This is a genomic window from Streptomyces sp. NPDC048751 (assembly GCF_043198595.1).
Lineage (GTDB): Bacteria > Actinomycetota > Actinomycetes > Streptomycetales > Streptomycetaceae > Streptomyces.
Window position 1 is genome coordinate 148,117 of sequence record NZ_JBICUX010000016.1, and the last position, 22,030, is coordinate 170,146.

At 71.6% G+C, this 22,030-nt stretch carries 15 protein-coding genes and 1 pseudogene; 7 read left to right on the forward strand and 9 right to left on the reverse strand.

The features are described 5' to 3' along the window. Nucleotides 1-28 precede the first annotated feature (28 nt). The 6 genes from ACGFNV_RS38490 to ACGFNV_RS38515 all read right to left on the reverse strand — a co-directional run bounded on the left by ACGFNV_RS38490 (nt 29) and on the right by ACGFNV_RS38515 (nt 7,682). A complete protein-coding gene (locus ACGFNV_RS38490) occupies nt 29-1,555 on the reverse strand; it encodes an AMP-binding protein (RefSeq protein ID WP_393629212.1) in 1,527 nt (508 codons plus the stop codon). Beyond that, a complete protein-coding gene (gene pabB, locus ACGFNV_RS38495; RefSeq protein ID WP_393629214.1) occupies nt 1,552-3,672 on the reverse strand; it encodes an aminodeoxychorismate synthase component I in 2,121 nt (706 codons plus the stop codon). Before pabB ends, ACGFNV_RS38490 begins: the two co-directional genes overlap by 4 nt. 30 nt (nt 3,673-3,702) lie before the next feature. Beyond that, entirely contained in the window at nt 3,703-4,290 is a 588-nt protein-coding gene (locus ACGFNV_RS38500; protein WP_393629216.1) for an antibiotic biosynthesis monooxygenase, read from the reverse strand. A 395-nt stretch (nt 4,291-4,685) separates the two neighbouring features. Then, nucleotides 4,686-5,696 carry an AraC family transcriptional regulator gene (locus ACGFNV_RS38505; protein WP_393629217.1) on the reverse strand — a complete coding sequence of 337 codons (1,011 nt, stop codon included), beginning with the start codon at nt 5,694-5,696 and terminating at the stop codon, nt 4,686-4,688. A 99-nt stretch (nt 5,697-5,795) separates the two neighbouring features. Further along, nucleotides 5,796-6,611, reverse strand: a complete 816-nt coding sequence (locus ACGFNV_RS38510) for a class I SAM-dependent methyltransferase (protein ID WP_393629322.1) — start codon at nt 6,609-6,611, stop codon at nt 5,796-5,798. Nucleotides 6,612-7,406: 795 nt separating this feature from the next. Then, nucleotides 7,407-7,682: a hypothetical protein gene (locus ACGFNV_RS38515; protein ID WP_393629219.1), complete on the reverse strand. Its 276-nt coding sequence runs from the start codon at nt 7,680-7,682 to the stop codon at nt 7,407-7,409. A gap of 170 nt (nt 7,683-7,852) precedes the next feature. On the opposite strand from ACGFNV_RS38515, the pseudogene ACGFNV_RS38520 reads away from it, so the two are divergent. Then, nucleotides 7,853-8,518: pseudogene (locus ACGFNV_RS38520) on the forward strand (alpha/beta fold hydrolase); the annotation flags it as partial. Nucleotides 8,519-8,844: 326 nt separating this feature from the next. Then, on the forward strand, nt 8,845-11,763 hold the full coding sequence (locus ACGFNV_RS38525) for a glycosyl hydrolase 115 family protein (protein WP_393629324.1): 2,919 nt from the start codon (nt 8,845-8,847) through the stop codon (nt 11,761-11,763). Between the two features lie 454 nt (nt 11,764-12,217). Here ACGFNV_RS38525 and ACGFNV_RS38530 read toward each other — a convergent pair whose 3' ends face one another. Further along, nucleotides 12,218-13,168 (reverse strand): XRE family transcriptional regulator, encoded by a 951-nt coding sequence (locus ACGFNV_RS38530; RefSeq protein WP_393629221.1) that lies wholly within the window; start codon nt 13,166-13,168, stop codon nt 12,218-12,220. Between the two features lie 350 nt (nt 13,169-13,518). Here ACGFNV_RS38530 and ACGFNV_RS38535 point away from each other — a divergent pair, with 350 nt between their 5' ends. From ACGFNV_RS38535 to ACGFNV_RS38555, 5 genes are all read left to right on the forward strand, one after another. Next, nucleotides 13,519-14,589 (forward strand): LacI family DNA-binding transcriptional regulator, encoded by a 1,071-nt coding sequence (locus ACGFNV_RS38535; protein WP_393629222.1) that lies wholly within the window; start codon nt 13,519-13,521, stop codon nt 14,587-14,589. Between the two features lie 312 nt (nt 14,590-14,901). Further along, nucleotides 14,902-16,293 (forward strand): ABC transporter substrate-binding protein, encoded by a 1,392-nt coding sequence (locus ACGFNV_RS38540; protein ID WP_393629224.1) that lies wholly within the window; start codon nt 14,902-14,904, stop codon nt 16,291-16,293. 1 nt (nt 16,294) lies between these two features. Beyond that, nucleotides 16,295-17,176 (forward strand): carbohydrate ABC transporter permease, encoded by an 882-nt coding sequence (locus tag ACGFNV_RS38545; RefSeq protein WP_393629226.1) that lies wholly within the window; start codon nt 16,295-16,297, stop codon nt 17,174-17,176. Beyond that, nucleotides 17,173-18,042: a carbohydrate ABC transporter permease gene (locus ACGFNV_RS38550; protein WP_393629228.1), complete on the forward strand. Its 870-nt coding sequence runs from the start codon at nt 17,173-17,175 to the stop codon at nt 18,040-18,042. Before ACGFNV_RS38545 ends, ACGFNV_RS38550 begins: the two co-directional genes overlap by 4 nt. A gap of 49 nt (nt 18,043-18,091) precedes the next feature. Beyond that, nucleotides 18,092-20,239: a beta-galactosidase gene (locus ACGFNV_RS38555; protein ID WP_393629229.1), complete on the forward strand. Its 2,148-nt coding sequence runs from the start codon at nt 18,092-18,094 to the stop codon at nt 20,237-20,239. Between the two features lie 5 nt (nt 20,240-20,244). Here ACGFNV_RS38555 and ACGFNV_RS38560 read toward each other — a convergent pair whose 3' ends face one another. Then, complete coding sequence (locus tag ACGFNV_RS38560; protein WP_393629231.1) at nt 20,245-21,645, reverse strand: NAD(P)/FAD-dependent oxidoreductase; 1,401 nt, start codon at nt 21,643-21,645, stop codon at nt 20,245-20,247. Nucleotides 21,646-21,750: 105 nt separating this feature from the next. Beyond that, nucleotides 21,751-21,987 (reverse strand): hypothetical protein, encoded by a 237-nt coding sequence (locus tag ACGFNV_RS38565; RefSeq protein WP_133933293.1) that lies wholly within the window; start codon nt 21,985-21,987, stop codon nt 21,751-21,753. Between the last annotated feature and the right edge of the window lie 43 nt (nt 21,988-22,030).

Genomic DNA, 22,030 nt, shown 5'->3' on the forward strand with positions numbered 1-22,030 from the left:
GCCCGGTCCTTTCAGTGACGGTCATGACTCACCACGCGCCCTGGCGGACGAGGTGGCGGCGTAGCTTCCCGGTGGGGGTGCGCGGCAGGGACTGCACGAAGCTGACGCTGCGGGGCACCTTGAAGGCGGCGAGCCGGTCGCGGGCCAGCCGGATGAGCGTCTCCTCCAGGCCCGGTGGCAGCGTGCCCGCGGGGACGACGAAGGCGCGCAGGCGGCTCGCGCCCAGCCGGTCGGTGACGGACACGACGGCGACCTCCGCGACCGCCGGGTGCGTCCGCAGTACGGACTCCACCTCCAGCGGGGAGACGGTGATGCCGCCGACCATCTCCATGTCGTCCGCCCGGCCCAGGTGGGTGTACGTGCCGTCGGGTTCGCGGCGCGCCAGGTCCTTGGTGTTCAGCCAGCCGCCGACCAGGGCGCGCTCGGTCTCGTCGGGGCGGTTGAGGTACCCGGGCGTCAGCGTCGGTCCCCGCACCCACAGTTCGCCCTCCTCGCCGTCGGGCACGGGGTGGCCCGCGCGGTCGCGCAGCTCCACCTCGAAACCGGGAACGGGACGGCCGACGGTGCCGGGGCGGTTGTGCAGGAGGCTGTTGGCGCAGAAGGCGTGTCCGGCCTCCGTGGAGCCGATCTGTTCCAGCACCGGCGCGCCGAGCAGCTCGGTGAGCTGGGCCCCGAGTCCGTCGGGCATGCCCTCGCCGGCCGAGACGGCGGCCCGTACGCTCGCGAAGCAGGCGGTGTGTCCGCCGGCCCGGTCGGCCACCAGGGCGGCGTACGCGGACGGTACGGAGTAGAGCAGGGTGACCCGGTGCCGTGCGACGAGTTCGTCCACGGCGGCGGGGTTGGGGCGGCGGTCGACGAGGACGGCGGAGGAGCCGGAGAAGAGCGGGAAGGCGAAGGCGTTGCCGAAGCCGTAGGCGAAGAACAGTTTGGACACCGACAGCGTGACGTCGTCCGGGGTGATGCGCAGCAGCCGTCGGCCGATGAGGTCGTGGTACGTCTTCGGGTCGCCGTGGCCGTGCACGACGCCCTTGGGGCGGCCGGTGGTGCCGGAGGTGTACTGGACGTAGAGCGGGGTGTGCGCGTCGACCAGGTGGGCGGTGGTCGTGGGTTCGGCGGTCGGGGTGAGCGCGACCAACTGGTCGGCGCCGAGGCGGGCGCGGTGCGGGAAGCGGTCGTCGAGGCCCGGGCCCGTCACGCACAGGGCGGCCCCGGTGTCCTCGGCCATGAACGTGTGGTCGTGGGCGGGGAGTTCGGGGTTGACGAGCACCGCGACGGCGCCGAGGCGGGCGATGGCGAGGAACGTGGTCACCCAGGTGACGGAGTCGGGCAGGGCGAGCAGCACCCGGTCGCCGGGGCGTACGCCGTGGTCGGCGAGGACGGTGGCGGCGCGGGCCGCGAGATCGTGCACCTCGCCGTGGGTGAAGGAGGTGTGGCCCTGGTGGAAGGCCGGCCGGTCCGTCCAGCCGCGCCGCTCGGCGAGGGTGGCGAGCTGGGCGGCCAGGTTTCCGGGCGCCTCGGTGTGCGCGGGGGGCAGCGTCGTCTGGGGTGTGGTCATCGGGCCGGCTCCTGTTCGGCTGCGGGCGCGGCGGCGCGGTCCCGGTAGGCGCGCATCGGGGCGACGGTCTTGAGCAGCATCTCCTCGTACTCGGCGACCGGGTCGGAGTCGAGGACGATCGCGCCGCCCGCGCCGAGGTGCAGCTCGCCGTCGGCGATCACGGCCGTACGGATGACGATGTTGAGGTCCGCGCCGCCGCTGCACCCGAAGTAGCCGAGGGCGCCGGAGTAGACCCCGCGGGCCTCGGTCTCGAGGCCGTCGATGATCTCCATGGTGCGCAGCTTGGGCGCGCCGGTCATGGATCCGCCGGGGAAGCAGGCGCGGACACAGTCCACGGCGTCCGTGCCCTCGCGCAGGCGTCCCTCGACGGTGGAGACGAGCTGGTGGACGGTGGCGTAGGTCTCGGTGGCCATGAGCCGGGATACGCGCACGGTGCCGGTCCGGCAGACCCGGCCCAGGTCGTTGCGGAGCAGGTCGACGATCATCAGGTTCTCGGCGCGTGTCTTGTCGTCGGCGGCCAGTTCGGCCCTCAGACGCGCGTCGTGCGCCGGGTTGTCGCCCCGGGGCGCGGTGCCCTTGATGGGCTTGGCCTCGGCGACGCCGTCCCGGGTGATGCGCAGGAAACGCTCGGGGGACGAGCCGGCGATGTCGAGGTCGCCGAAGCGCAGGAAGGCGGCGTACGGGGCCGGGTTGACGCCGCGCAGCGCCCGGTAGAAGTCGTAGGTGTCGCTCGGTGCGGGGAGGCGGGCGGCGTTGGTCAGGCAGATCTCGTAACTGGTCCCGGCGTTGAGTTCCCGCATGCAGGAGTCGATGTCGGCGAGGTATTGGGCGCGGTCGCGGACCAGCCACGGCTCGGCGGTGCCGGGGGCCGGCTCGGCGGCGGGGGGTGCGGCCGGGGCGGTCTGTTCCGACACGAAGGTGAGCTTGGCCGTCGTGGCGTCGAGCCAGTCGGTGGCGTCCTGCGCGGCCTGCGGGGTGTCCTCGGCGAGGCAGACGGCGTAGGTGGCGCCCTCCTCGTGGTCCACGGCGATCAGACGGTCGGCGAACAGCCAGCAGGCGTCGGGGGTCGCGGCCCGGTGGCGGTTCGGTGAGCCGCAGTCGGCCTTCGTCTCGTAGCCGAGGTAGCCGACGTAGCCGCCGGTGAAGTCGAAGGGCAGGCCGGTGGCGTCGACGTGGCGGGTGGCCAACTGCCGCTTGAGGTAGTCGAAGACGTTGGAGCGGACCTTGCGCGTGGGGCGGTCGGGCCGCTCGATCTCACACACGCCCGTCTCGACGTCGTAGCGCACGAACTCGCCGAGCGGGCCGCTTCCGTCGCCGAGGAACGAGAAGCGGGCCTGTCCCTGCTCGACGCGGGAGCTGTCCAGCCAGAACGCGCGGGGCGAGTCGGCGTACATCGACGTGAAGGCGGCCTCGGTGTCCACGGCGGTGGCCATGCGGCGGTAGTGCAGCCGGTGGACGGGCGCCGAGACCCGGCGCTGGCGCGGGATGGCGACCGCGCCGGCGGGCACCGCGGTGTTCTTCGTGCGGGGCCGTCGGGCGCGTTCCGCCGTCAGGTTGCGGAAGTTCACCAGCATCCGGTGGCCGTAGTCGGTGAGCACCGACTCGGGGTGGAACTGCACGCCCCACAGCGGTCGGGTGAGGTGCCGCAGCCCCATGACGACGCCGTCCTCGGACCAGGCGGTGGCCTGAAGGGTCTCGGGGAGCGGTTCGGCGACGGAGAGCGAGTGGTAGCGCACCACGGCGAAGTTCTGCGGCAGCCCCTGGAACAGGTCCCGGCCGTTGTGCCGGACGGTGGACAGGTGCCCGTGGCGGGGTCGCGGCGCGGGGCCCACCCGGCCGCGCTCCCCCACCGCGATGCCCTGGTGGCCGAGGCAGACCCCGAGGACGGGGACCTCGGCGTCGGCGATGATCCGGGCGGCGATGCCGAAGTCCCGGGCATCGGCCGGGTGCCCCGGCCCCGGCGAGATCACCACGTTGTCGAACGCCCGGAGATCGGGAATCTCGTCGACCGGGGTGTCATTGAGGACCACCGTCGGCTCCTCGCCGTTCACCTCGGCGATGAGTTGGTACAGGTTGTACGTGTACGAGTCGTAATTGTCGATGAGCAGGGTCTTCACCCGCCCACCTCCCTTGCGTCGTTCTCGGCCCTACGCCGTCCGCCGTTTGTGCCGTCCACGGAGTGCCTGCAGCGGCGGATACAGCCATTTCTTGAAGAAACGCTGGAGTCGCGGCATGAGAATCCAGGTGACAAGCGCTGTCACACACAGGCACAACAGCAGAGTCCGGATGAGGGGATTGAGGGTTCCGAGATAGGGGAGCACTAATAGATTAAATAAAAGCACGGGCGGGAATACCGCGCTCATGTTGATGAACCACAATTTCCACTTCGGGGGCGGCCGGGGCGCGGCCGGTGTGGTGGGCTGTGGGGCCTGAGCGTCGAACCAGCTGCGGGAGCCGACCACCGTCCGGCGCCCGGTCTCCCGGGCCAGCCCTTCGAGCCGGGCCGCCATCTGCACCCAGTCGAGGGAGTTCTCCCAGGTCCGAGCGGCCTGCTCGGTATTGAAGCGGTAGACCACATGCCACTCCGCCTCTCCGTCGACGAGCACGCCACCCCCGAGAAAACCCGGCTGCTGCGCACCTGAGCGCAGCACGGCCCACCCCCAGTTGTGGAAGTGGTCCTCGCGGCCCGGCACCACCGCATACGCGAGGGTGACGGTAACGGGATTCCTGGTCACGTCATCCGATACGAGTGACCTCCACACCGCGTTCAAATATTCAACGAAGTTTTTTCATCCTGTCCGAATTGCTTGTTTTTGGCGCCTTTTACGGCGCCTTGTCGCCGCCTGCCGACCGGATACCCGAGGTAACTTTCCTTATTCCGCGAAACCGCTTGCCGCACCTGAAAAGAAGTGATCGCTCACCCGGTCCATCACCGAATAAACAGCCGCGAACACATGGTCGTTTCCCTCAGCGGCCATGCCGTAGCGGGCGGACGGGGGGTGTGGGCATGAGAAAAGGGACCAGGACTCCCCTGTGGTCCTGGCCCCTTGCGCGGGCGGTCGTGCCGACCGGCGGCGCTGACAAGGATGCGCGCGGGATCGCCCATCCGTCATTGGCACACGGTCCCCACCTACTTGGCGGAGCGTCCACGGTGTTGTCCCTGTGCCGTCTCCCTCCGCTTCGCCACCTGTTCGCGGACTTCGCTCGGCAGGACCCCGTACGCGGTACGGAAGGCGCGGGTGAACTCCGGCGCCCGGGGGAAGCCCCAACGGGCGGCGACGGCGTGGATCGGCATCGTGCGCAGGGCCGGGTCGGCGAGGTCGCGGCGGGCGTTCTCCAGCCGCCGGTCGCGGACGTAGGAGGCTACGGTGACGCCCTCGTCCCGGAAGAGGCGGTAGAGGTGGCTGCGTGAGATGTGGTGCGCGGCGGCGATCCGGGCGGGGGTGAGTTCCTGGTCGCCCAGATGGCGGCGGATGAAGGACTTGATGAGCAGGGTCAGGGTCCGCGCGTGGGTCTCCGGCGGCAGGTCGCGGTCGGCGTCCACGGCATGGGCGAAGGCCGCGGTGACGAGATCGGTGACGACGTTGCCCAACCGGGGCGCGTCCAGGGGCTGGTAGGGGCGCGTGTCCGAGACGAGTTGCACCAGGAACTGCGCGAGCAGCGCACCCACTCCCTCGCGGCCCGACAGCCGACGGCCGATCACCCGCTCCGCGCGGTGCGCCGGCAGCGCCACGAGGGCGCGCGGGATCTCCACTCCGACGATGGTGACGGGGTCGGAGCCGGTGAGGATCTCCCACGACCGCGACGAGCAGTTGGTGTGGATGTCGTTGATGCGGTAGGCGGCCTGCTGCCTGCCCCAACTGGCCGCTCCCTCGCCCTCCAGGAGGAGGGACAGGTGATAGACCTCCGGGTCGGACTGGCGGACGAGCTTCGGTGTCCGGCGGAACACCAGGGGGTCGAAGGTCGCCGGCCACAGCGTCACGTCCCCGAGCCCGATCAGCCGCTGATGACCGTGATAGTCCGCTCTGCGCTCACTGGCCAGCTGCATCGGAGCGTGCGTCCGCCCCATCCACTCCGTCCACGCGTCGAACCGCTCCCCGACGGGCAGGTCCATGGTCCGCAAGACCGACTCGTGCAACACGGGCGTAGTCAACCATACGGTCCAGTGCACCCCCGCGGGGGCGGGGGTGTGGGCCGGTGCCCCCCCTGCGCGGGCGGGGCCGGGGAACCGGGAGGCGCTCTACCGGCGGACCGCCGAGATCAGACCGCCGGGCCGCTCCTCGGACTGCGGCGGGGTGCCGATCGGGCGGCCATAGGCGGCAGCGCGCTCGCGCAGGGTGTGGCTGTGGGCCTCCCAGCCGTGCCCGGCCAGCCAGCCCACCGGGTCGTCGGGCATCTCCGAGATCCACAAGGACGCCGCCGATCCGGGCGCGGCGTCCGCGCCGAAGCGCTCGATCACACCGGGCGAGCCCAACGTCAGCCCCATCCGACTGCCTGCCGCCGACTGCGCGCCGATCCGGGCCATCAGCAGCTCCACCGCGTCCTCGGGCAGGTAGATCAGTAGTCCTTCGGCGATCCACGCGGTCGGCACGGCCGGGTCGTGCCCTGCGGCGGCCAGCGCCCCTGGCCAGTCCTCACGCAGATCCACCGCGACGGTGATCCGCTCGCAGCGCGCGACGGCCCGCTCCTGGCGCAGCACCGAAGCCTTGAAGTCCAGTGGCGCGGCGGTGTCGACCTCGAACAGCCGGGTGCCTTCGGGCCAGTCCATCCGGAAGGCCCGGCTGTCCATGCCGGCGCCGAGCAGCACGACCTGCCGGACCCCGGACGCGGAGGCCTGCTGCAACAGGTCGTCGAGGAACTTCGTCCTGATGACGATGGAGAACGACACGGCCAGCCGGCGGCGTCGCGCGGCCTCGTCGTCGGGCAGCGGCGGCGAGGAGGGCCACAGGTTGCCGGCGGTGGCGAAGGCCTGTGCCAGTGGGTCGCGGAACAGCGCGTTCTCCCGCTCGGTCTCCAGCGCCCGCACCCTGGCCACCCCCACCGACGTGGCCCACACTCCCGACGGCTGCACCCGCTCCCGCTCATCACTCACCGCGCCAGCCTAAGGGCTGTCCCGTTATCCCTGGCGGGCGCGCGACGACAGCTACGGCACCTCGCCGCGTTGTCGGAACGTCCGCATACATCCAGTATGCCGACGTCCCTCCGCCTTGCGATGCACCGCATCTGACGCCGCACGCTGATCCACCAGGGATTACGGGACAGCCCTTAGTGACGCGACCACACGAATTGGGCCAGAGCCACTGATTGGACGCCAGAAGTCGCTCTCACCAGAGTCGCGCCCGTTGTTCCCGTCCATCCGAACCGCATCGGAGCCGTCGTCCGCCGCCACGTGAGTGAGTCTGACGCCGTTCACGCGGAGTGGAGAGCTTCCGGCGTCGAGGGTCGCTTTCGTCGAGCCGACGGACTCGCCGTACGACCACGGGGGTTCCCGTACGTCGACACCGAGGGCACGGCTCACCGCGCGGAGAGACGAACAACCCCACCCCGGCTGTCCGGGGTGGGGTTTCCTTGAGCGCCGGGCAGGCCTTGCACCTGCATTTCCCCGCAGGAAGCGGGGCGTCTTTCCTTGGACCACCAACGCGTTGCAGGTTCTGGGCCGTTCGGCGACCTGCTCAAGATCAACGTTAGCACATTCGACGACCCGACGGTCTCGCTCAACAGCATCCGCCGCCCTGGCCGGGGCGGCCCTCGCTCCCCGGTGACGTCGACAGCGGGTTTTGTCACACCCGGCATCGGTGGAGTGGTGCGGCTCCCCAACTCAAGACCGACGCGACGCACTCACTGTCGCGGGTCAGGACATCGATGACGTGAGGTGCTGGCTGATCAGCCCGCAAGCGAACTGGGCGGTCGCGAGCAGGTTCTCGCGCGCCGTGTCGGCGTTGGAGCGCACGGACTGTCCGTGCCAGAGGGATTGGACGAGCCCGGTCAGGGTCGCCGCCTCGGTCCCGGTCGCCAGTTCACCGTCCTGGATCGCCCGCTGGATGCGCGCGAGGAGGGCCTGCTCGTTGGAGTTCTGGAGTTCGGCGCCGTAGGCGCTGGTGTCGAGCGTGCTCGTACTGTCGGTCATCACGGCGCTGCTGATCAGGCACCCGGGGTGGGTGTCGCTCGGCTGGGTGAACTCATGGACCGAGTCCGTGAGGATCCGCCCGATGACGGCCTGAGATCTCCGCGAGAGCCTGCCGGTAGATCTCGCGGTACCGCTCGGCATAGGTCCGCACCGCGCACGCCTGGCGAGACGTCGCGACCACCCTCCACGCCTGGCCGTCGGTGGCCGTCGTGAACCGGCGGGGCCGTGCCCCTTCGGGGCCGTTGACCAGCGCGTACTCGCTTCGGACCGAGGTCGAGGACCTTGGCGCGATCCTCGACGATCTCGGACCTGTGCAGGCACTCTTCGGCTGGAGCTACGGCGGCCTGGTCGCCCTGCTGGCTGCCGACGAACGTCCGGTACCCCACGTGATCGCGTACGAGCCGGTGATGCGACCGTTCGCCCGTCACGCGCTGCCGGATCTGGAGGCCGCCGAAAAGGCGGCGGACTGGGACACCAGTGTCGAGGTCGTGAACCGGCAGATCTCCGGCTTCCCCGCCCAGCAGGTCGAGGCCCTGCGGGCCGACCGTCACGGGTGGGCAACCCTGCGCCGTCTCAGCAGGCCACTGCATGCCGAACTCCGTGCGCTCAACTCGGCATCGCCGCCTGCCGGGATGGCACGACGGGCGGACCGTGCCGATCTGATCCTCGGCGAGCGCAATCGCGGGACGGCCCCCTACGGAACGTCGTTCAACGACGTCCGGCGGCGCGTCGCGCACGCCGAGGTCCATGAGCTCCCCGGCCAGGGCCACATGGCCCACCTTCAGGCACCTGGAGAACTCGGGTGCCTGCTCAACAACCTCGCCGCCACCCGGTGATCACCCGTCACGTCCCACCGCACACGTCACCGCGGAGACGTCCCTCGGACGCGGCGACCCTGGCCCCGCGCCCCGCAACCGGCGCTTCTCGCAGTCCGCGTTGAGGGACCTGCGTGCCCACCACGCCCCTCGCACAACTCTGGACTCTCCCGTGAAAGCTGCCCTAAGGTGCCTCGGCAAGCGCTTTCTATCCTGACCCCGCCGACCCGTGCACGGGTTCGGCCCGAGCCGCCGCGATCCGCGCGCGGAAAGGAAGCGTCCTCGTGCAGCACAGCGAATCCCAGGGCCCCTCGCGGCCGTTCACCCGCAAGGCGTTCCTGCGCGGGATGACGGCCGTGGGTGCGGCTCCCCTGCTCCCGGCGGTGTTACCCGCGGCCGCGGCCCGGGCCGCGGCCGACGGCCGCTCCGACTTCCCGCTGGTCGAGGGCGGCGCCGCGGTGGAGGTGTACGTCGACGCGGGGGACGACCCGGCCGTGGTCCGTGCGGCCGGCGACCTCCAGACGGACATCGAGCGGGTCACCGGGGTCCGGCCGGAACTGCGGCGCACCCTGCCGCGGCGGGCCGCACTGCTGGTGCTCGTGGGCACCCTCGGCGCGAGTCCCGTCATCGACCAGCTCGTCGCGCGGGGGCGCCTGGACGTCTCGCGGGTGCGGGGGCGTTGGGAGGCCTCGGTCACCCAGGTGGTCGCCCGTCCCGCACCCGGCGTGGACCGCGCCCTGGTGATCGCGGGCAGCGACCGGCGCGGCACGGTCTACGGCGTCTACGACACCTGCGAGCGCATCGGCGTCTCCCCCTGGTACTGGTGGGCCGACGTTCCCGTCGAGCGTCGCGAGACCCTGTCGGTGCCCTCGGCCACCTTCAAGCGCTACGAGCCGTCCGTCCGCTACCGGGGCATCTTCATCAACGACGAGCAGAACCTGACCACGTGGTCCCACCGCACCCAGGAGCCGGACAAGAACATCGGCCCCGAGACGTACAAACGCGTCTTCGAGCTGCTGCTCCGCCTCAAGGCCAACTACCTGTGGCCGGCGATGCATCCGTACTCCGACTTCTTCAACAAGTACCGCGAGAACCCCGAACTGGCCGACCGCTACGGCATCGTCGTCGGCTCCAGTCACCCCGAGGCCCTGCTGCGCAACGGTGTGCACGAGTGGGCGCCGTGGGCCGAGGAGCACCGCGGCGCGGACGGCGGTCTGCCGGTGTACGACTACACCGTGAACCCCGGCGTCATCTCGGACTACTGGCGAGCCCGGGCCCGGGAGAACGCCGCGTACGAGAGCAGTTGGACCATCGGCATGCGCGGACTGCACGACAGCGCGCTGGAGACCAAGAACGCCACGACGATCCCGGAGAAGGTAGCGGTGATGAACGACATCATCGCCGACCAGCGCCGGATCCTGGCCGAGGAGGTCGGTGCCGCGGCCGAACCGCAGATCTTCATCCCGTACAAGGAGGTCCTGGAGCTGTACAACGCGGGCGTCCAGGTGCCCGAGGACATCACGCTGATCTGGCCGGACGACAACCACGGCAACATGCGTCAGCTGCCGAACGGCACGGAGCGCGCCCGCCCGGGCGGCAACGGCATCTACTACCACCTCTCCTACTGGGGCCGCCCCAAGAGCTACCTGTGGCTGGACACCACGCAACTGTCCAAGGTGTGGCAGGAGTTGCGCCGGGTGTACGAGCACGGCGTGGACCGGATGTGGATATTCAACGTGGGGGACGTCAAGTCGATCGAGACCGGGCTTTCCTTCGCGATGGACATGGCCTGGGCCGTGGACCGGTGGGACGCGGACGAGGTCGGGGGCTTCCTGGCGGAGTGGGCCGGGAAGCAGTTCGGGCGGCGCCACGCCCGGGAGATCGCCGCGATCCGGACGGAGTACTACCGCCTCGGGGCGGAGAAGCGGCCGGAGTTCATCGATCGCGGTGTCTTCTCCCCGGTGCACCACGGCGACGAGGGCGGTCGCCGCATGGCCGCGTACGACCGTCTCCTCGGACGGGCCCGCGCCGTGGGCGCCGAGCTGCCGGAGGCCTACCGGGACGCGTACTACGAGTTGGTCGAGTACCCGGTGCACGGTGCGTACCTGATGAACCTCAAGTACTACTGGGCGGACCGCAACGCGCTCGCGGTGCGGCAGGGCCGCGGGGCCGGGACCAACCGTTTCGCGGACCTCGCCGAGGCGGCCCACGCGGAGGAGGTGGCCATCACCAGGCGGTACAACACCGAGGTGGCGGGCGGGAAATGGGACGGGATCGTCAATCCGTACCCCTCGCAGATCCCGAAGGCACCCGGCCGCCCGGCCGTCACGAGGATCGCCCGGCAGGAGACCTCCGGCCTCGGCGTGGCGGCCGAGGGGAACGAGACCGGAGCGGGCCGCCCCCTGTCCTTCTCCTCCTACACACGCGACCGGCGCTTCATCGATGTCTTCAACACCGGTTTCCTCGCGGTGGACTGGGCGGCGGAGGCCAGTCACCCCTGGGTGCGGCTGAGTGCGGCGGCCGGTTCCCTCACCGAGCAGGCCCGGGTGTGGGTGGAGATGGACTGGGAGCGGGTGCCCGAGGGCACCCTGGACGCGACCGTCACCGTCGCCGGAGCCGGGCAGCGCTTGGAGGTGCCACTGCGGGTGGTGAACGACGGGGAACGGGCGCGCAGACGGGCCCGCGGGTTCGTCGAGGCCCACGGGTACGTCTCGATCGACGCCGTGCACGTCGAGCGGCGGGTGGCGCGCGGCGGAGCCCGCTGGCGGGTCGTGCGCGGGCTGGGCCGCCGTACCGGCGCGATGGAGGCGGTGCCGTCGACGACGGCGCCGGTCACGGGCGACGTCGCCACCCGTGGGCCGGAGTTGCGGTACCGGGTGCGCTTCACCAGCACCGGTACGTTCCCCGTCACCGTCTTCCGGCTGCCCTCCCTCGACGAGCGCGGGCAGCGGCGGCTGGCCGTCGCCCTCGACGACCAGCCGGTCACCGTGCTGTCCGGGCAGGCGGTCGCCACCGGCAACCGCGGCGACGCCTGGGCGCGCAACGTCGAGGACGGTGTGGAGCGGCTGACCGCCCAGGTGACCGTCGCCGAGCCCGGCGAACACGTCCTGCGGCTGTTCATGGTCGACCCGGCCATCGCCGTGGACCAGATCGTCATCGACACCGGCGGGCTGCCCGTGAGCTATCTGGCCCCGCCGGAGAGCTATCACCCGGTGTTCAATCCGGATCCGGTCCGCTCGGCGGGTCTGAACGCGCCGGAGCAGTAGTCGGACGTAGGGGTTGGTCGTGGCCGGCCGCGGCGCACAGGTGGCGCCGCGGCCGGCTTCCCCCTTCCCCCCGGATGCCGTTCGGCCGACTCACCCCCGCGGGGCCGGCCGTCGGCGGGTCGGTCCCGGTGCCGATCGGGCACCACCGATGTTGGCGGGGGGCGGGGGGCGGGGCCAAGAGGGTTCGGCTGTCCCGGACAACGGACGGCTGTCCGAGCTGGTCGCGGGCCTGTCCGAAAACCTGTCCCTGCCGCTTCGGACCGCGGCGGGCCGCGCAGGACCGGGCCCGCCGGACCGCGTTGGGCCGGGCCGCGCAGGGGCCGCACAGGGCCGGCTCGAACCGCGCCGGGCCGAGCCGGGCCGGGCAGGCCGGGCAGGCCAGGCCCAGCCGCGCCGGGCCGGACCGGGCGCCGGGCCGAGCCGCGTCAGGCCGCGCCGCGGAGATGGCCCCCGCTCAGTCCGCCCTGACGACGAACCGTTGGTCCGCACCGCCCGTGCAGCGTTCCTCGACCGCCTCCGCTCCTACGGCGGTGTCGTCGTCGGCGATCCCCACGCACCGCCCGCCCACGGGACGCAGCGAGTACCCCGCGGTGTCCTTCGCGCCGGCCGGGAGCAGCCGGAACAGGGTGGCGTGGGCACAGTCGTTCCGGGGTTCGAGCATGCCCTTGACCGGGCCGGAGGCCATGACCGTCAGGCACCCCTTCCCCAGCTGGGGGTGATGCCACTGGACCCGGTACAGACCCTCGCCCGCCGGTTCGAGGTAGGTGCGCGGCACACTGGCCTGCGCGCAGGGGAGCTGGACCGCGACGGCGCTGTCGTAGGCACCGGCGCGGTCGCGTCCGTCGGTGAGGCAGAGGTCGGGGGTGCGGGAGGGGCGGATGGTGACCCACCCGTCGGCGGGGGCCGGGGAGCCCGTGGCCGAGGTGGTCGGTGTGCCCGGGGCGCCGGAGCCGTCGGGGTCGTCGTCGGAGCTGTCGGGGAGCAGGCTCCAGGCGACCAGGGCGAGCAGCGGGACGAGGAGCACGGCGGCGAGGACGGTCGGGCGGAACGTCGTCGCGCGGGGCCGTTCGGGGCGCGCCTCCCCGGCCTCGGGCTCCTCGTCAGGCCCGTCCGGCGATGCGGCCTGCTCGGCCGCGACGCGCTCCCTGACCGCGAGCCAGTCGTCGAGGTGCCGCTCCTCGCCGCAGGCGCGGACGAACGCGGCCACGAGCTCCGGCCGGGGCAGGCCGGACCGCCGTAGGACGTCGGCGATCGTGCTGCGCGCCAGCACGTCCCCGCTACGGGCGGCCTTCACCTCCAACTCGCGGTAGGTCAGCCCAGACCGCTCCTTGAGTCTCCGCATCGCCTCCACGAAACCGGCGGCATCCACGACTTCGTACGGCGGCGACTCCCCCGTCTCTCCCATGCTCCTCATCGTGCGGCGGAGGTGGTACGGGAGACAACGGCGGATCACGCCATCCGAGGGCACCACCGTCTGTCCGGGACAGCCCGCGCAGGCGACTGACCAGCCTGGACAGCCCCCGCAGGCCGTCGGCACGGGGAACGGGCCCACGTCGTCCGGGCGCGCTCCGCAGCGGGGCTCGGCACAGCGCCCCGCTCAGCCCGGACGGGGAAACCAGGCGGGCTCCCTCCGGTCAGTCGTTACCTCCCCGAGTCTTGACGGTTGCCGTATGACTGCGTAGACATGACAGCGCAGTCAGACGAACCGCGTCTGACATGATGAGAGCTCGATCCGAGTGGGCCGCGGGAGACACCATGACGCGAGGAACAGGGCGGGGCGGGAGTTCCGCCGCGCCGCGCAGCGTGGACGTCGCCCGGCTGGCGGGCGTCTCCCAGAAGACGGTGTCAAGGGTCTTCAACGACGAGCCGTACGTCTCCGCCGACGTGCGCCGACGCGTTCTCGACGCGGCCGAGCAGCTCGGCTACCGAAGGAACAACGCGGCCCGGGCGCTGGCCTCCGGACGGACCCGCTCCATCGGCGTGGTGACGCTGGGGACCGCCCTGTACGGTCCCGCCTCGCTGCTCATGGGTGTCGAGCGGGTCGTGCGGGACACGGGATACGCGCTCCGCGTGGTGAACACCATGGAGGGCGACCCGGCGGGCATCTCCGGTGCCGTGGACTCACTCCTCGACCAGGGTGTGGACGGCATCGTCATCTCCGAGCCGATCGACGAGGAGTCGGGCGGCGGCGACGGCTCCATCCGGGTCGACGTGCCGGTGCTGGTCCTCGGCGCGCCGCCGCCGGTCGCCGCTCCGACGGTGCTGGCCGCCGGCGGTGGCGCCGACCTGATGGCGCGGGCCGCGGTGGAACACCTCCTGGACCTGGGGCACGCGACGGTCCATCACCTCGCGGGCCCCCAGCGCTGGTACGCCGCCAAGGACCGCCTCGAGGGCTGGCGGGCGGCGCTCGTCGCGCACGGCAGACCGGTGCCGCCGGTCGTCGAGGGCGACTGGTCGGCCGCCTCGGGCTACGCGGCGGGCCGCGAACTGGCCGCCGACGGCGACCTGACCGCGGTGTTCGTCGCCAACGACGACATGGCGATCGGTCTGATCCGCGCGCTGGCCGAAGCCGGCCGGCGGGTGCCGGAGGACGTCAGCGTCGTCGGCTTCGACGACGTCCCGGTCGCCGCCTATGTGACTCCTCCCCTGACCACGGTGCGTCAGCCCTTCGACTCCGTGGCGCAGGAGGGGCTGAAACGGCTCGTCCACGCCATCGAGAACCCGGGCGCGGACCCGCTGCCGACGACCGGCCCACCGGTCGATCTCGTCGTCCGCGCGTCGACCGGCCCCGCACCGTCGAAGGGAGGCCGCGCCGCACGCTCCTGACCCGTCACCCTCGACCCGTACGCTCCAGCAGGGCTCGGCGGCCGGACACACGGCCCGCGGGCGAGCCGCCCCACCGGTCCCTGCCGGCCACTGCCTCTCCCCCACCGCGCCCACACCGCTCCGGCCGATCCCGTGACACCGGTGACGCGCGCTCACTCCCCCTCACCGACGGCCCCCTGAGCCGGGGCGGCCGCCGCACCCGCCCGGGCCCCTGACGTCTCTCCGTCACGGCCCCGGCCCCTCCCCTTTCACCCCTGTTTCCGCACGCCCTCGCCAGGCGTGCCGCCACCTTCGCATCGGCGGGAGTTCACCATGCCCACATCCGGATCCTTCCCCAGCTCCTCCTCCCTGAGCCGCCGGCTCTTCCTCACCACGACGGGTGCCCTGTCGCTCGGTGCCGCCCTGTCCGGGTGCGGCGGCGGCGACTCGGGCGGCTCCTCCGCCTCCGCGAAGCCGGTCAGCCAGGCCGACGTCGACAAGGCGATGAAGACGCCGACCGAGTTGACCTTCTGGACCTGGGTCCCGAACATCCAGAAGGAGATCGCGCTCTTCCAGAAGAAGTACCCGGCCATCAAGGTCAAGGTCGTCAACGCCGGCCAGGGAACGCCCCAGTACACGAAGCTGCGTACGGCGCTGAAGGCCGGCAGCGGCGCCCCCGACATGGTGCAGATCGAGTACCAGGCCATCCCCACCTTCACCATCACCAACAGCCTGCTGGACCTGCGGCCGTACGGCGCCTCCGCGCTCAAGTCCACCTTCGTCGACTGGACCTGGGGCCAGGTCAGCGGCAGCGACGGCGAGGTCTGGGCGATACCGCAGGACACCGGCCCGATGGGCATGCTGTACCGCAAGGACATCTTCGACAAGCACGAGATCGACGTGCCCAAGACCTGGGACGAGTTCGCCGCCGCCGCGCGCAAGCTGCACAAGGCCGACCCGGACGTCTACCTCACCAACCTCGCCGCCAACCAGGTCGCCGCCTGGCACGGCCTGCTCTGGCAGGCGGGCGCCAAGCCCTACACGACCAGCGGCAAGAGCGACATCACCATCAGCGTCGACGACGCGGTCTCCCGGAAGCTGGGCGCCTTCTGGGGCGGGCTCGCGAAGGAGGGCGTCATCGGGGTCGAGCCGGACTTCACCGACTCCTGGTACGCCGCGCTGAACAAGGGCAAGTACGCCACCTGGCTGACCGCGGCCTGGGGGCCGGTCTTCCTCTCCGGTTCCGCCAAGGCGACCGCGGGCAAGTGGCGGGCGGCCCCGCTGCCGCAGTGGGACGCCGCCAAGCCGAGCTCCGGCAACTGGGGCGGCTCGACGACCGCGGTCATCCGTTCCACCAAGAACCCGATCGCGGCGGCCGAGTTCGCGAAGTTCCTCAACAGCGACCCGGCCAGCGCGAAGATGTTCGCGACCGAGCAGTTCTTCTTCCCCGCGACGAAGGCACTGCTCACGGACGCCTCCTTCGTCGGCGACGCGCCGTCCTTCTACGGCGGCCAGAAGGTCAACCAGCTCTTCGCCGACATCAGCTCCACCGTCAACTCCTCCTTCCAGTGGCCGCCGTTCCTCGACCAGGCCGCCACCGACTGGACGGAGACCGTCGGCAAGTCCCTCGCCGACCGCACCGACACCGTCCGCGCGCTGGGCACCTGGCAGTCACGGCTCACCACGTACGCCAAGGACCAGGGCTTCACGGTCAAGGGGAGCTGAGATGACCTCCCCCGTGCGGGCCCGCCGTGCCGCGGGCCCCCTGTTCGTCGCACCGTTCATGGTGCTGTTCCTGCTGCTCTTCCTCGCCCCGCTCGCCTACGCCGCCTACCTGAGCCTGTTCCAGCAACGCCTCATCGGCGGCACGGTGTTCGTCGGCCTCGACAACTACGTCAAGGCCCTGAAGGATCCGCTTCTCCTGCACGGCGTGGGACGCGTCGCGCTGTTCTTCGTGATCCAGGTCCCGCTGATGCTGCTGCTGGCGCTGCTGTTCGCGCTCGCGCTCGACAGCGGACTGCTGCGCCTGGCGCGCGTGATCCGGCTCGGCATCTTCGTCCCGTACGCCGTGCCCAGCGTGGTCGCCGCGCTCATGTGGGGTTACCTGTACGGGCCGGACTTCGGCCCGTTCGCCCAGATCAGCCGGAAACTGGATCTGCCCGCGCCGCACTTCCTCAGCGAGGGCTGGATGCTCGGCAGCCTGGCCAACATCGTGACCTGGGAGTTCGTCGGCTACAACATGATCATCCTGTACGCCGCCCTGCGCACGATCCCGCCGGAGCTGTACGAGGCGGCCGCGGTGGACGGCGCCGGCGCCTGGCGGATCGCCTGGTCCGTCAAGCTGCCGGCCCTGCGCCCGGCGCTGATGCTCACCCTGCTGTTCTCGGTGATCGGCAGCTTCCAGCTGTTCAACGAGCCGAACCTGCTGATGAAGATCGCCCCGGACGTCATCAGCAGCTCCTACACCGCCAACCTGTACGCCTACTCCCTCGCCTTCACCGGCCAGCAGCTCAACTACGCGGCCACGGTGTCCTTCCTGCTGGGCCTCGTCATCGTGATCGCCTCCTACGCCGTCCTGCTCACCGCGAACCGCAGGAGGACGCCATGAGTTCCCCGTCGGTCACCCGTCGCCGCAGCACCCCGCTGACGATCGCCATGCTGGCCGCCCTGGCCTACTTCCTCCTCCCCCTGTTCTGGCTCCTGGTCGCCTCGACCAAGAGCACGCAGGACCTGTTCAACAGCTTCGGCCTGTGGTTCTCGGACACACCGCGTCTGCTGACGAACATCAAGGAGACGTTCACGCAGAACGACGGCGTCTTCCTGCACTGGCTGCTCAACACGGTCCTGTACGCCGTCGTCAGCGCGCTCGGCGCCGCCCTGCTCGCCGCCGCCGGCGGGTACGGCTTCGCCAAGTTCCGCTTCCGCGGCGACCGTCTCGCCTTCAACCTGGTCCTCGGCGCCGTCATGGTCCCCACCACCGCGCTGGCCATCCCGACCTACCTGCTCTTCGCGAAGGCCGGCCTGGTCAACACCCCGTGGGCGGTGATCCTGCCCTCGCTGGTGAACCCCTTCGGCCTGTACCTGATGCGCATCTACGCCCAGGACGCGGTCCCCGACAGCCTCCTGGAGGCCGCGCGGATCGACGGTGCCGGGGAGGCCCGGATCTTCTTCCGGATCGCCCTGCGGCTGCTGGGCCCCGGCCTGGTGACCGTTCTTCTCTTCACCCTGGTCGCGACCTGGAACAACTACTTCCTGCCGCTGATCATGCTCAACGACCCGAACCTGTACCCGATCACGGTCGGCCTCGCCTCCTGGGCCGCGCAGGCCCAGAACGGCGGGGCCGGGGCCAGCAGCGACATGCTCGCGCTGGTCGTGACCGGCTCGCTGCTCTCGATCGTGCCTCTGGTCGTGGCCTTCCTGCTGCTCCAGCGCTACTGGCAGAGCGGCCTGGCGGCCGGCGGCGTCAAGCAGTAGCGCACGCGAGTCCCCCCGTCCCCCACACCCTTCCCCGGAGGTTTCCTTCATGGCGGCCCTGCCTGCCCGCGTCCTCTTCGGCGCCGCGTATTACCACGAGTACCAGCCGTACGAACGGCTCAAGGACGACCTGGACCTGATGGCCAAGGCCGGTTTCTCGGTGATCCGGGTCGGCGAGTCGGTGTGGTCGACGTGGGAGCCGGAGAACGGACGGTTCGACCTGGACTGGCTCCAGCCCGTCCTCGACGGCGCCCACGAACGGGGCATCTCCGTCGTCCTCGGCACGCCGACGTACGCGGTGCCGCCGTGGCTGGCCCGCCAGTACCCGGAGATCACGGGCGAGTACGCCACCGGCCGCCGCCACGGCTGGGGCGCCCGTCAGGAGGTCGACTTCACCCACCCCGCGTTCCGGTTCCACGCCGAGCGGGTGATCCGCCGGATCGTCGCCCGCTACGCCGACCATCCGGCGGTCGTCGGCTTCCAGGTGGACAACGAGCCCGGTCTGCACCTCTTCCACAACCACGGCGTCTTCCAGCGCTTCGTGGACCACCTGCGCGAGACGTACGGCGACGTCGAGACGCTCAACCGCGAGTGGGGGCTGGTCTACTGGTCGCACCGCCTGTCCACCTGGGCGGACCTGTGGACGCCGGACGGCAACGCGCAGCCGCAGTACGACGTGGCCTGGCGCGCCTTCCAGGCCCGCCAGGTCACCGAGTTCATCGGCTGGCAGGCCGACATCGTGCGCGAGTACGCCCGGCCCGAGCAGTTCGTCACCACCTGCATCTCCTACACCCGTCAGGCGGTGGAGGACGACGAGCTGACCGACCGTCTCGACATCGCCTCCGGCAACCCGTACTACGACATGCAGGACGGCCTGCTGCTGCCCGACCCCACGCCCGACGACCACGAGCAGATCTGGAAGACCACCGGCGTGTGGGCGCTGTACCAGACCGCCGACTGGATGTTCTCCTCGCTCCAGGCTCCGTTCCTGGTCACCGAGACCAACGCGTCCTCCATCGGTTTCCCCTGGGACAACCGGCCCGCCTACGACGGGCAGTGGCGGCAGGCCGCGTGGGCGCTCGTCGCGCGCGGCGCCCGGATGATCGAGTACTGGCACTGGCACACGCTGCACTTCGGCGCGGAGACGTACTGGGGCGGCATCCTCCCGCACAGCGGCCGGCCCGGCCGTGCGTACGCCGAACTCGCCCGTCTTGGCGCCGAGTTCGAGGCGGCGGGTCCGCTCGTGGCCGGTCTCGAACCGGACGCCGACATCACGCTGGTGTACTCGACTCCGAGCAAGTGGCTGATGCAGAAGTACCCGCCGCTCGCCAAGCCGGACGGCGAACCCGACCCGGCCGCCTACCACCGCATCCTCGACCCGTTCTACCGGGGCGCGTTCGACGCCGGCCGCCAGGTCCGCATCGTGCACGCCCGCCAGCTGCACGACCCGAGCGGGGAGCGCGAGGGCCTGACCCCGCAGGAGGCCGTCCGGCGCCACCCGGTCCTCGTCGTCCCCGCGTTGTACGTCGCCGCCGACGCGACGATCGACTGGCTCACCGCCTACGCCCACGCCGGCGGCCACCTCGTCGTGGGCCCGCGCACCGGATACGCCGACCACGAGGCCCGCGCCCGGCAGGAACAGGCTCCAGGACGTCTGAGCGAGGCGGCGGGCGTCACGTACGACGAGTTCAGCAACCTGCTGCGGGACGTTCCCGTGCGGTCGGCCCCCGACGGACCGCTCGACCTGCCCGAGGGGGCCACGGCGACGCGCTGGGCGGACGGCCTGGCCGTCGCCGACGCCGAGGTGCTCGTCACCTACGACCACCCGCACTTCGGCCGCTGGCCCGCGGTCACCACCCGTCGCCACGGCGCGGGCCGGGTCACGTACGTCGGTACGGTGCCCGGCCGTGACCTCGCCCGGGCGCTGGCGGAGTGGCTGTCGCCGTCCGCCCGCCACGCGTGGCGGGACCTCCCGGCGTCCGTCACCGCGACGACCGGCACCTCACCCGACGGGCGACGCGTCCACGTGGTCCACAACTGGAGCTGGGAGCCCGCCCGCGTCACGGCCCCCGTGGAACTGACCGACGCCCTGGACGGCACGTCGGTCGCCGCGGGCGCGGAGCTGGACCTCGGCCCCTGGGACGTACGAGTGTTCGCGGCCCAGGAGACCGGCTCCGGAGCGCGGTCGACGCACTGACCTGGTCAGCGCCTCGCGCTCTTGCGTTCCGCCTCCGTCAGCGGCGGGCCGTCCAGGTGCGCTCTCTTGGGGCCGAAGAGCATCGGGACGAGCATGTCGGGCGAGAAGAGGCGGGTCGGCGGCTTCTCCAGGCTCATCACGTCGAGCAGCGCGCCGAGGGCCCGTGGACTGCGGGCGCCGGTGGCCACGGCCCGGTCGACGAAGCGGGCCAGGAACCGTTCCGCCGCGGTGGGCGGCACGGCACTGGCGCCGGGGTAGAAGGCGTCCTGCCCCACCGCCAGGTCCCAGGCGGCGGAGACGGGGCGGGACGCGGCGCGCTGTACGCGGCGGGCGGTGCCCGGCGCGGTGAGATCGGTGGCGCGCAGGGCGTCGCGGACGATGACGGCGCTCCGGGCGGCGACGGTGAGGCCGTGCCCGTAGACGGGGTTGTAGCCGGCCACGGCGTCACCGAGGACGAGGAGCCCGTCCGGCCACTGCCGGAGCTTCTCGTAGTAGCGGCGGCGGTTGGCCGTGGCGTGGGTGGTGGCGACGTCGCCGATCGGCGTGGCGTCCACAAGGAGTTCGCCGATGACGGGGTCGCCGAGGCCGAGGGCGAAGGCGACGAAGGCCTCCGGGTCGGCGGTGGGTTCGCCGCCCCTGGTGCCTGAGAGGGTGACGATCCAACGGCCGCCCTCGACGGGCAGGACGATCCCGCCGCGGCCGGGGGCCTTGGCGGGGTTGGCCTGCACGTTCACCAGCGGGAAGGAGCCGTCCCCGCTCGTGCCCGGGGCGCGGTAGAGGCGGGTGGCGTAGGCGACTCCGGCGTCGACCTCGCGCTCGGCGGGCGCGGGCAGCCCGAGATCCGCCAGCCACCGCGGGGTGCGGGAGCCGCGCCCGGAGGCGTCCACGACCAGGTCGGCGGTGAGGGAGGTTTCCTCGTCGCCGGTGCGGACGCGTACGCCGGTGACGCGGCCGGTGTCGCCCTCCAGGGCGAGCGCGGTCGTGTTCTGGCGCACGGTGACGCGCGCGTCGGCCAGGACGCGTCGGCGCAGGACGTGGTCGAGCAGTCCCCGCGAACACACCAGGTTGCGGTGGTGCGTGGCCAGAAACCGGCGGAACCAGATCTCGTTGGGGGCCCGGGAGACCATGTCACCCGTGACGTGGATCAGGCGGCCGCCCTCGGCGACGACCTCGTCCACGACGCCGGGCAGCAGCTCGTCGAAGGCCTTCACGCCGGCGCTCCACACCATGTGGGCGTGGCGGGCCTGGGGAACCCCGCGGCGGGGTTCGGGGCCGTCGGGCAGGGTGTCCCGTTCGACGACGATGACGTCGGCGAAGGCGGTGAGCGCGCTCGCGGCGAGGAGGCCCGCGACGCTCGCGCCGATGACGACTGCGGTGGGGCGGGGGTCAAGTGCTCTGTCTGGCATCGGCGTTGACGTTATCAGCCAGATCTCGTCTTCACCGGTCGGACCACGGAAGGGCCCGGACACCCTGTCTCCGTGGTGTCCGGGCCCTGTGGGGGCGTGTCGGGCTCAGCCGCCGTCGAGGCGGGCGCGAAGGAGTCCCTTGCCCAGCTCGGCGCCCTTGCGGCTGTCGGCCTGGGCCTTGCGGAACAGGTCCGCGACCTCGGTGTCCTTCTCGCGTTCCGCGTCCTGGATGTAGGTCTCGAGGCGCAGCGCGTTGCTCAGGCACGCCTCCACGTACCAGATCAGGTTGTAGTCCTTGTCCTGTGTACCGGTGACGCCGCCGGTCTCGGTTCCACTGGTCATGCGGACCTCCTCCGTCTGTGCGTGGTCTGTCGGCGCGGGACGG

Bases quoted from the DNA above. Each gene is read 5' to 3' on its own strand.
- ACGFNV_RS38490 (WP_393629212.1), bottom strand. From the start codon at position 1,555: ATGACCACACCCCAGACGACGCTGCCCCCCGCGCACACCGAGGCGCCC.
- ACGFNV_RS38515 (WP_393629219.1), bottom strand. From the start codon at position 7,682: ATGACCGACAGTACGAGCACGCTCGACACCAGCGCCTACGGCGCCGAA.
- ACGFNV_RS38525 (WP_393629324.1), top strand. From the start codon at position 8,845: ATGACGGCCGTGGGTGCGGCTCCCCTGCTCCCGGCGGTGTTACCCGCG.
- ACGFNV_RS38530 (WP_393629221.1), bottom strand. From the start codon at position 13,168: ATGGGAGAGACGGGGGAGTCGCCGCCGTACGAAGTCGTGGATGCCGCC.
- ACGFNV_RS38535 (WP_393629222.1), top strand. From the start codon at position 13,519: ATGACGCGAGGAACAGGGCGGGGCGGGAGTTCCGCCGCGCCGCGCAGC.
- ACGFNV_RS38540 (WP_393629224.1), top strand. From the start codon at position 14,902: ATGCCCACATCCGGATCCTTCCCCAGCTCCTCCTCCCTGAGCCGCCGG.
- ACGFNV_RS38545 (WP_393629226.1), top strand. From the start codon at position 16,295: ATGACCTCCCCCGTGCGGGCCCGCCGTGCCGCGGGCCCCCTGTTCGTC.
- ACGFNV_RS38550 (WP_393629228.1), top strand. From the start codon at position 17,173: ATGAGTTCCCCGTCGGTCACCCGTCGCCGCAGCACCCCGCTGACGATC.
- ACGFNV_RS38555 (WP_393629229.1), top strand. From the start codon at position 18,092: ATGGCGGCCCTGCCTGCCCGCGTCCTCTTCGGCGCCGCGTATTACCAC.
- ACGFNV_RS38560 (WP_393629231.1), bottom strand. From the start codon at position 21,645: ATGCCAGACAGAGCACTTGACCCCCGCCCCACCGCAGTCGTCATCGGC.
- ACGFNV_RS38565 (WP_133933293.1), bottom strand. From the start codon at position 21,987: ATGACCAGTGGAACCGAGACCGGCGGCGTCACCGGTACACAGGACAAG.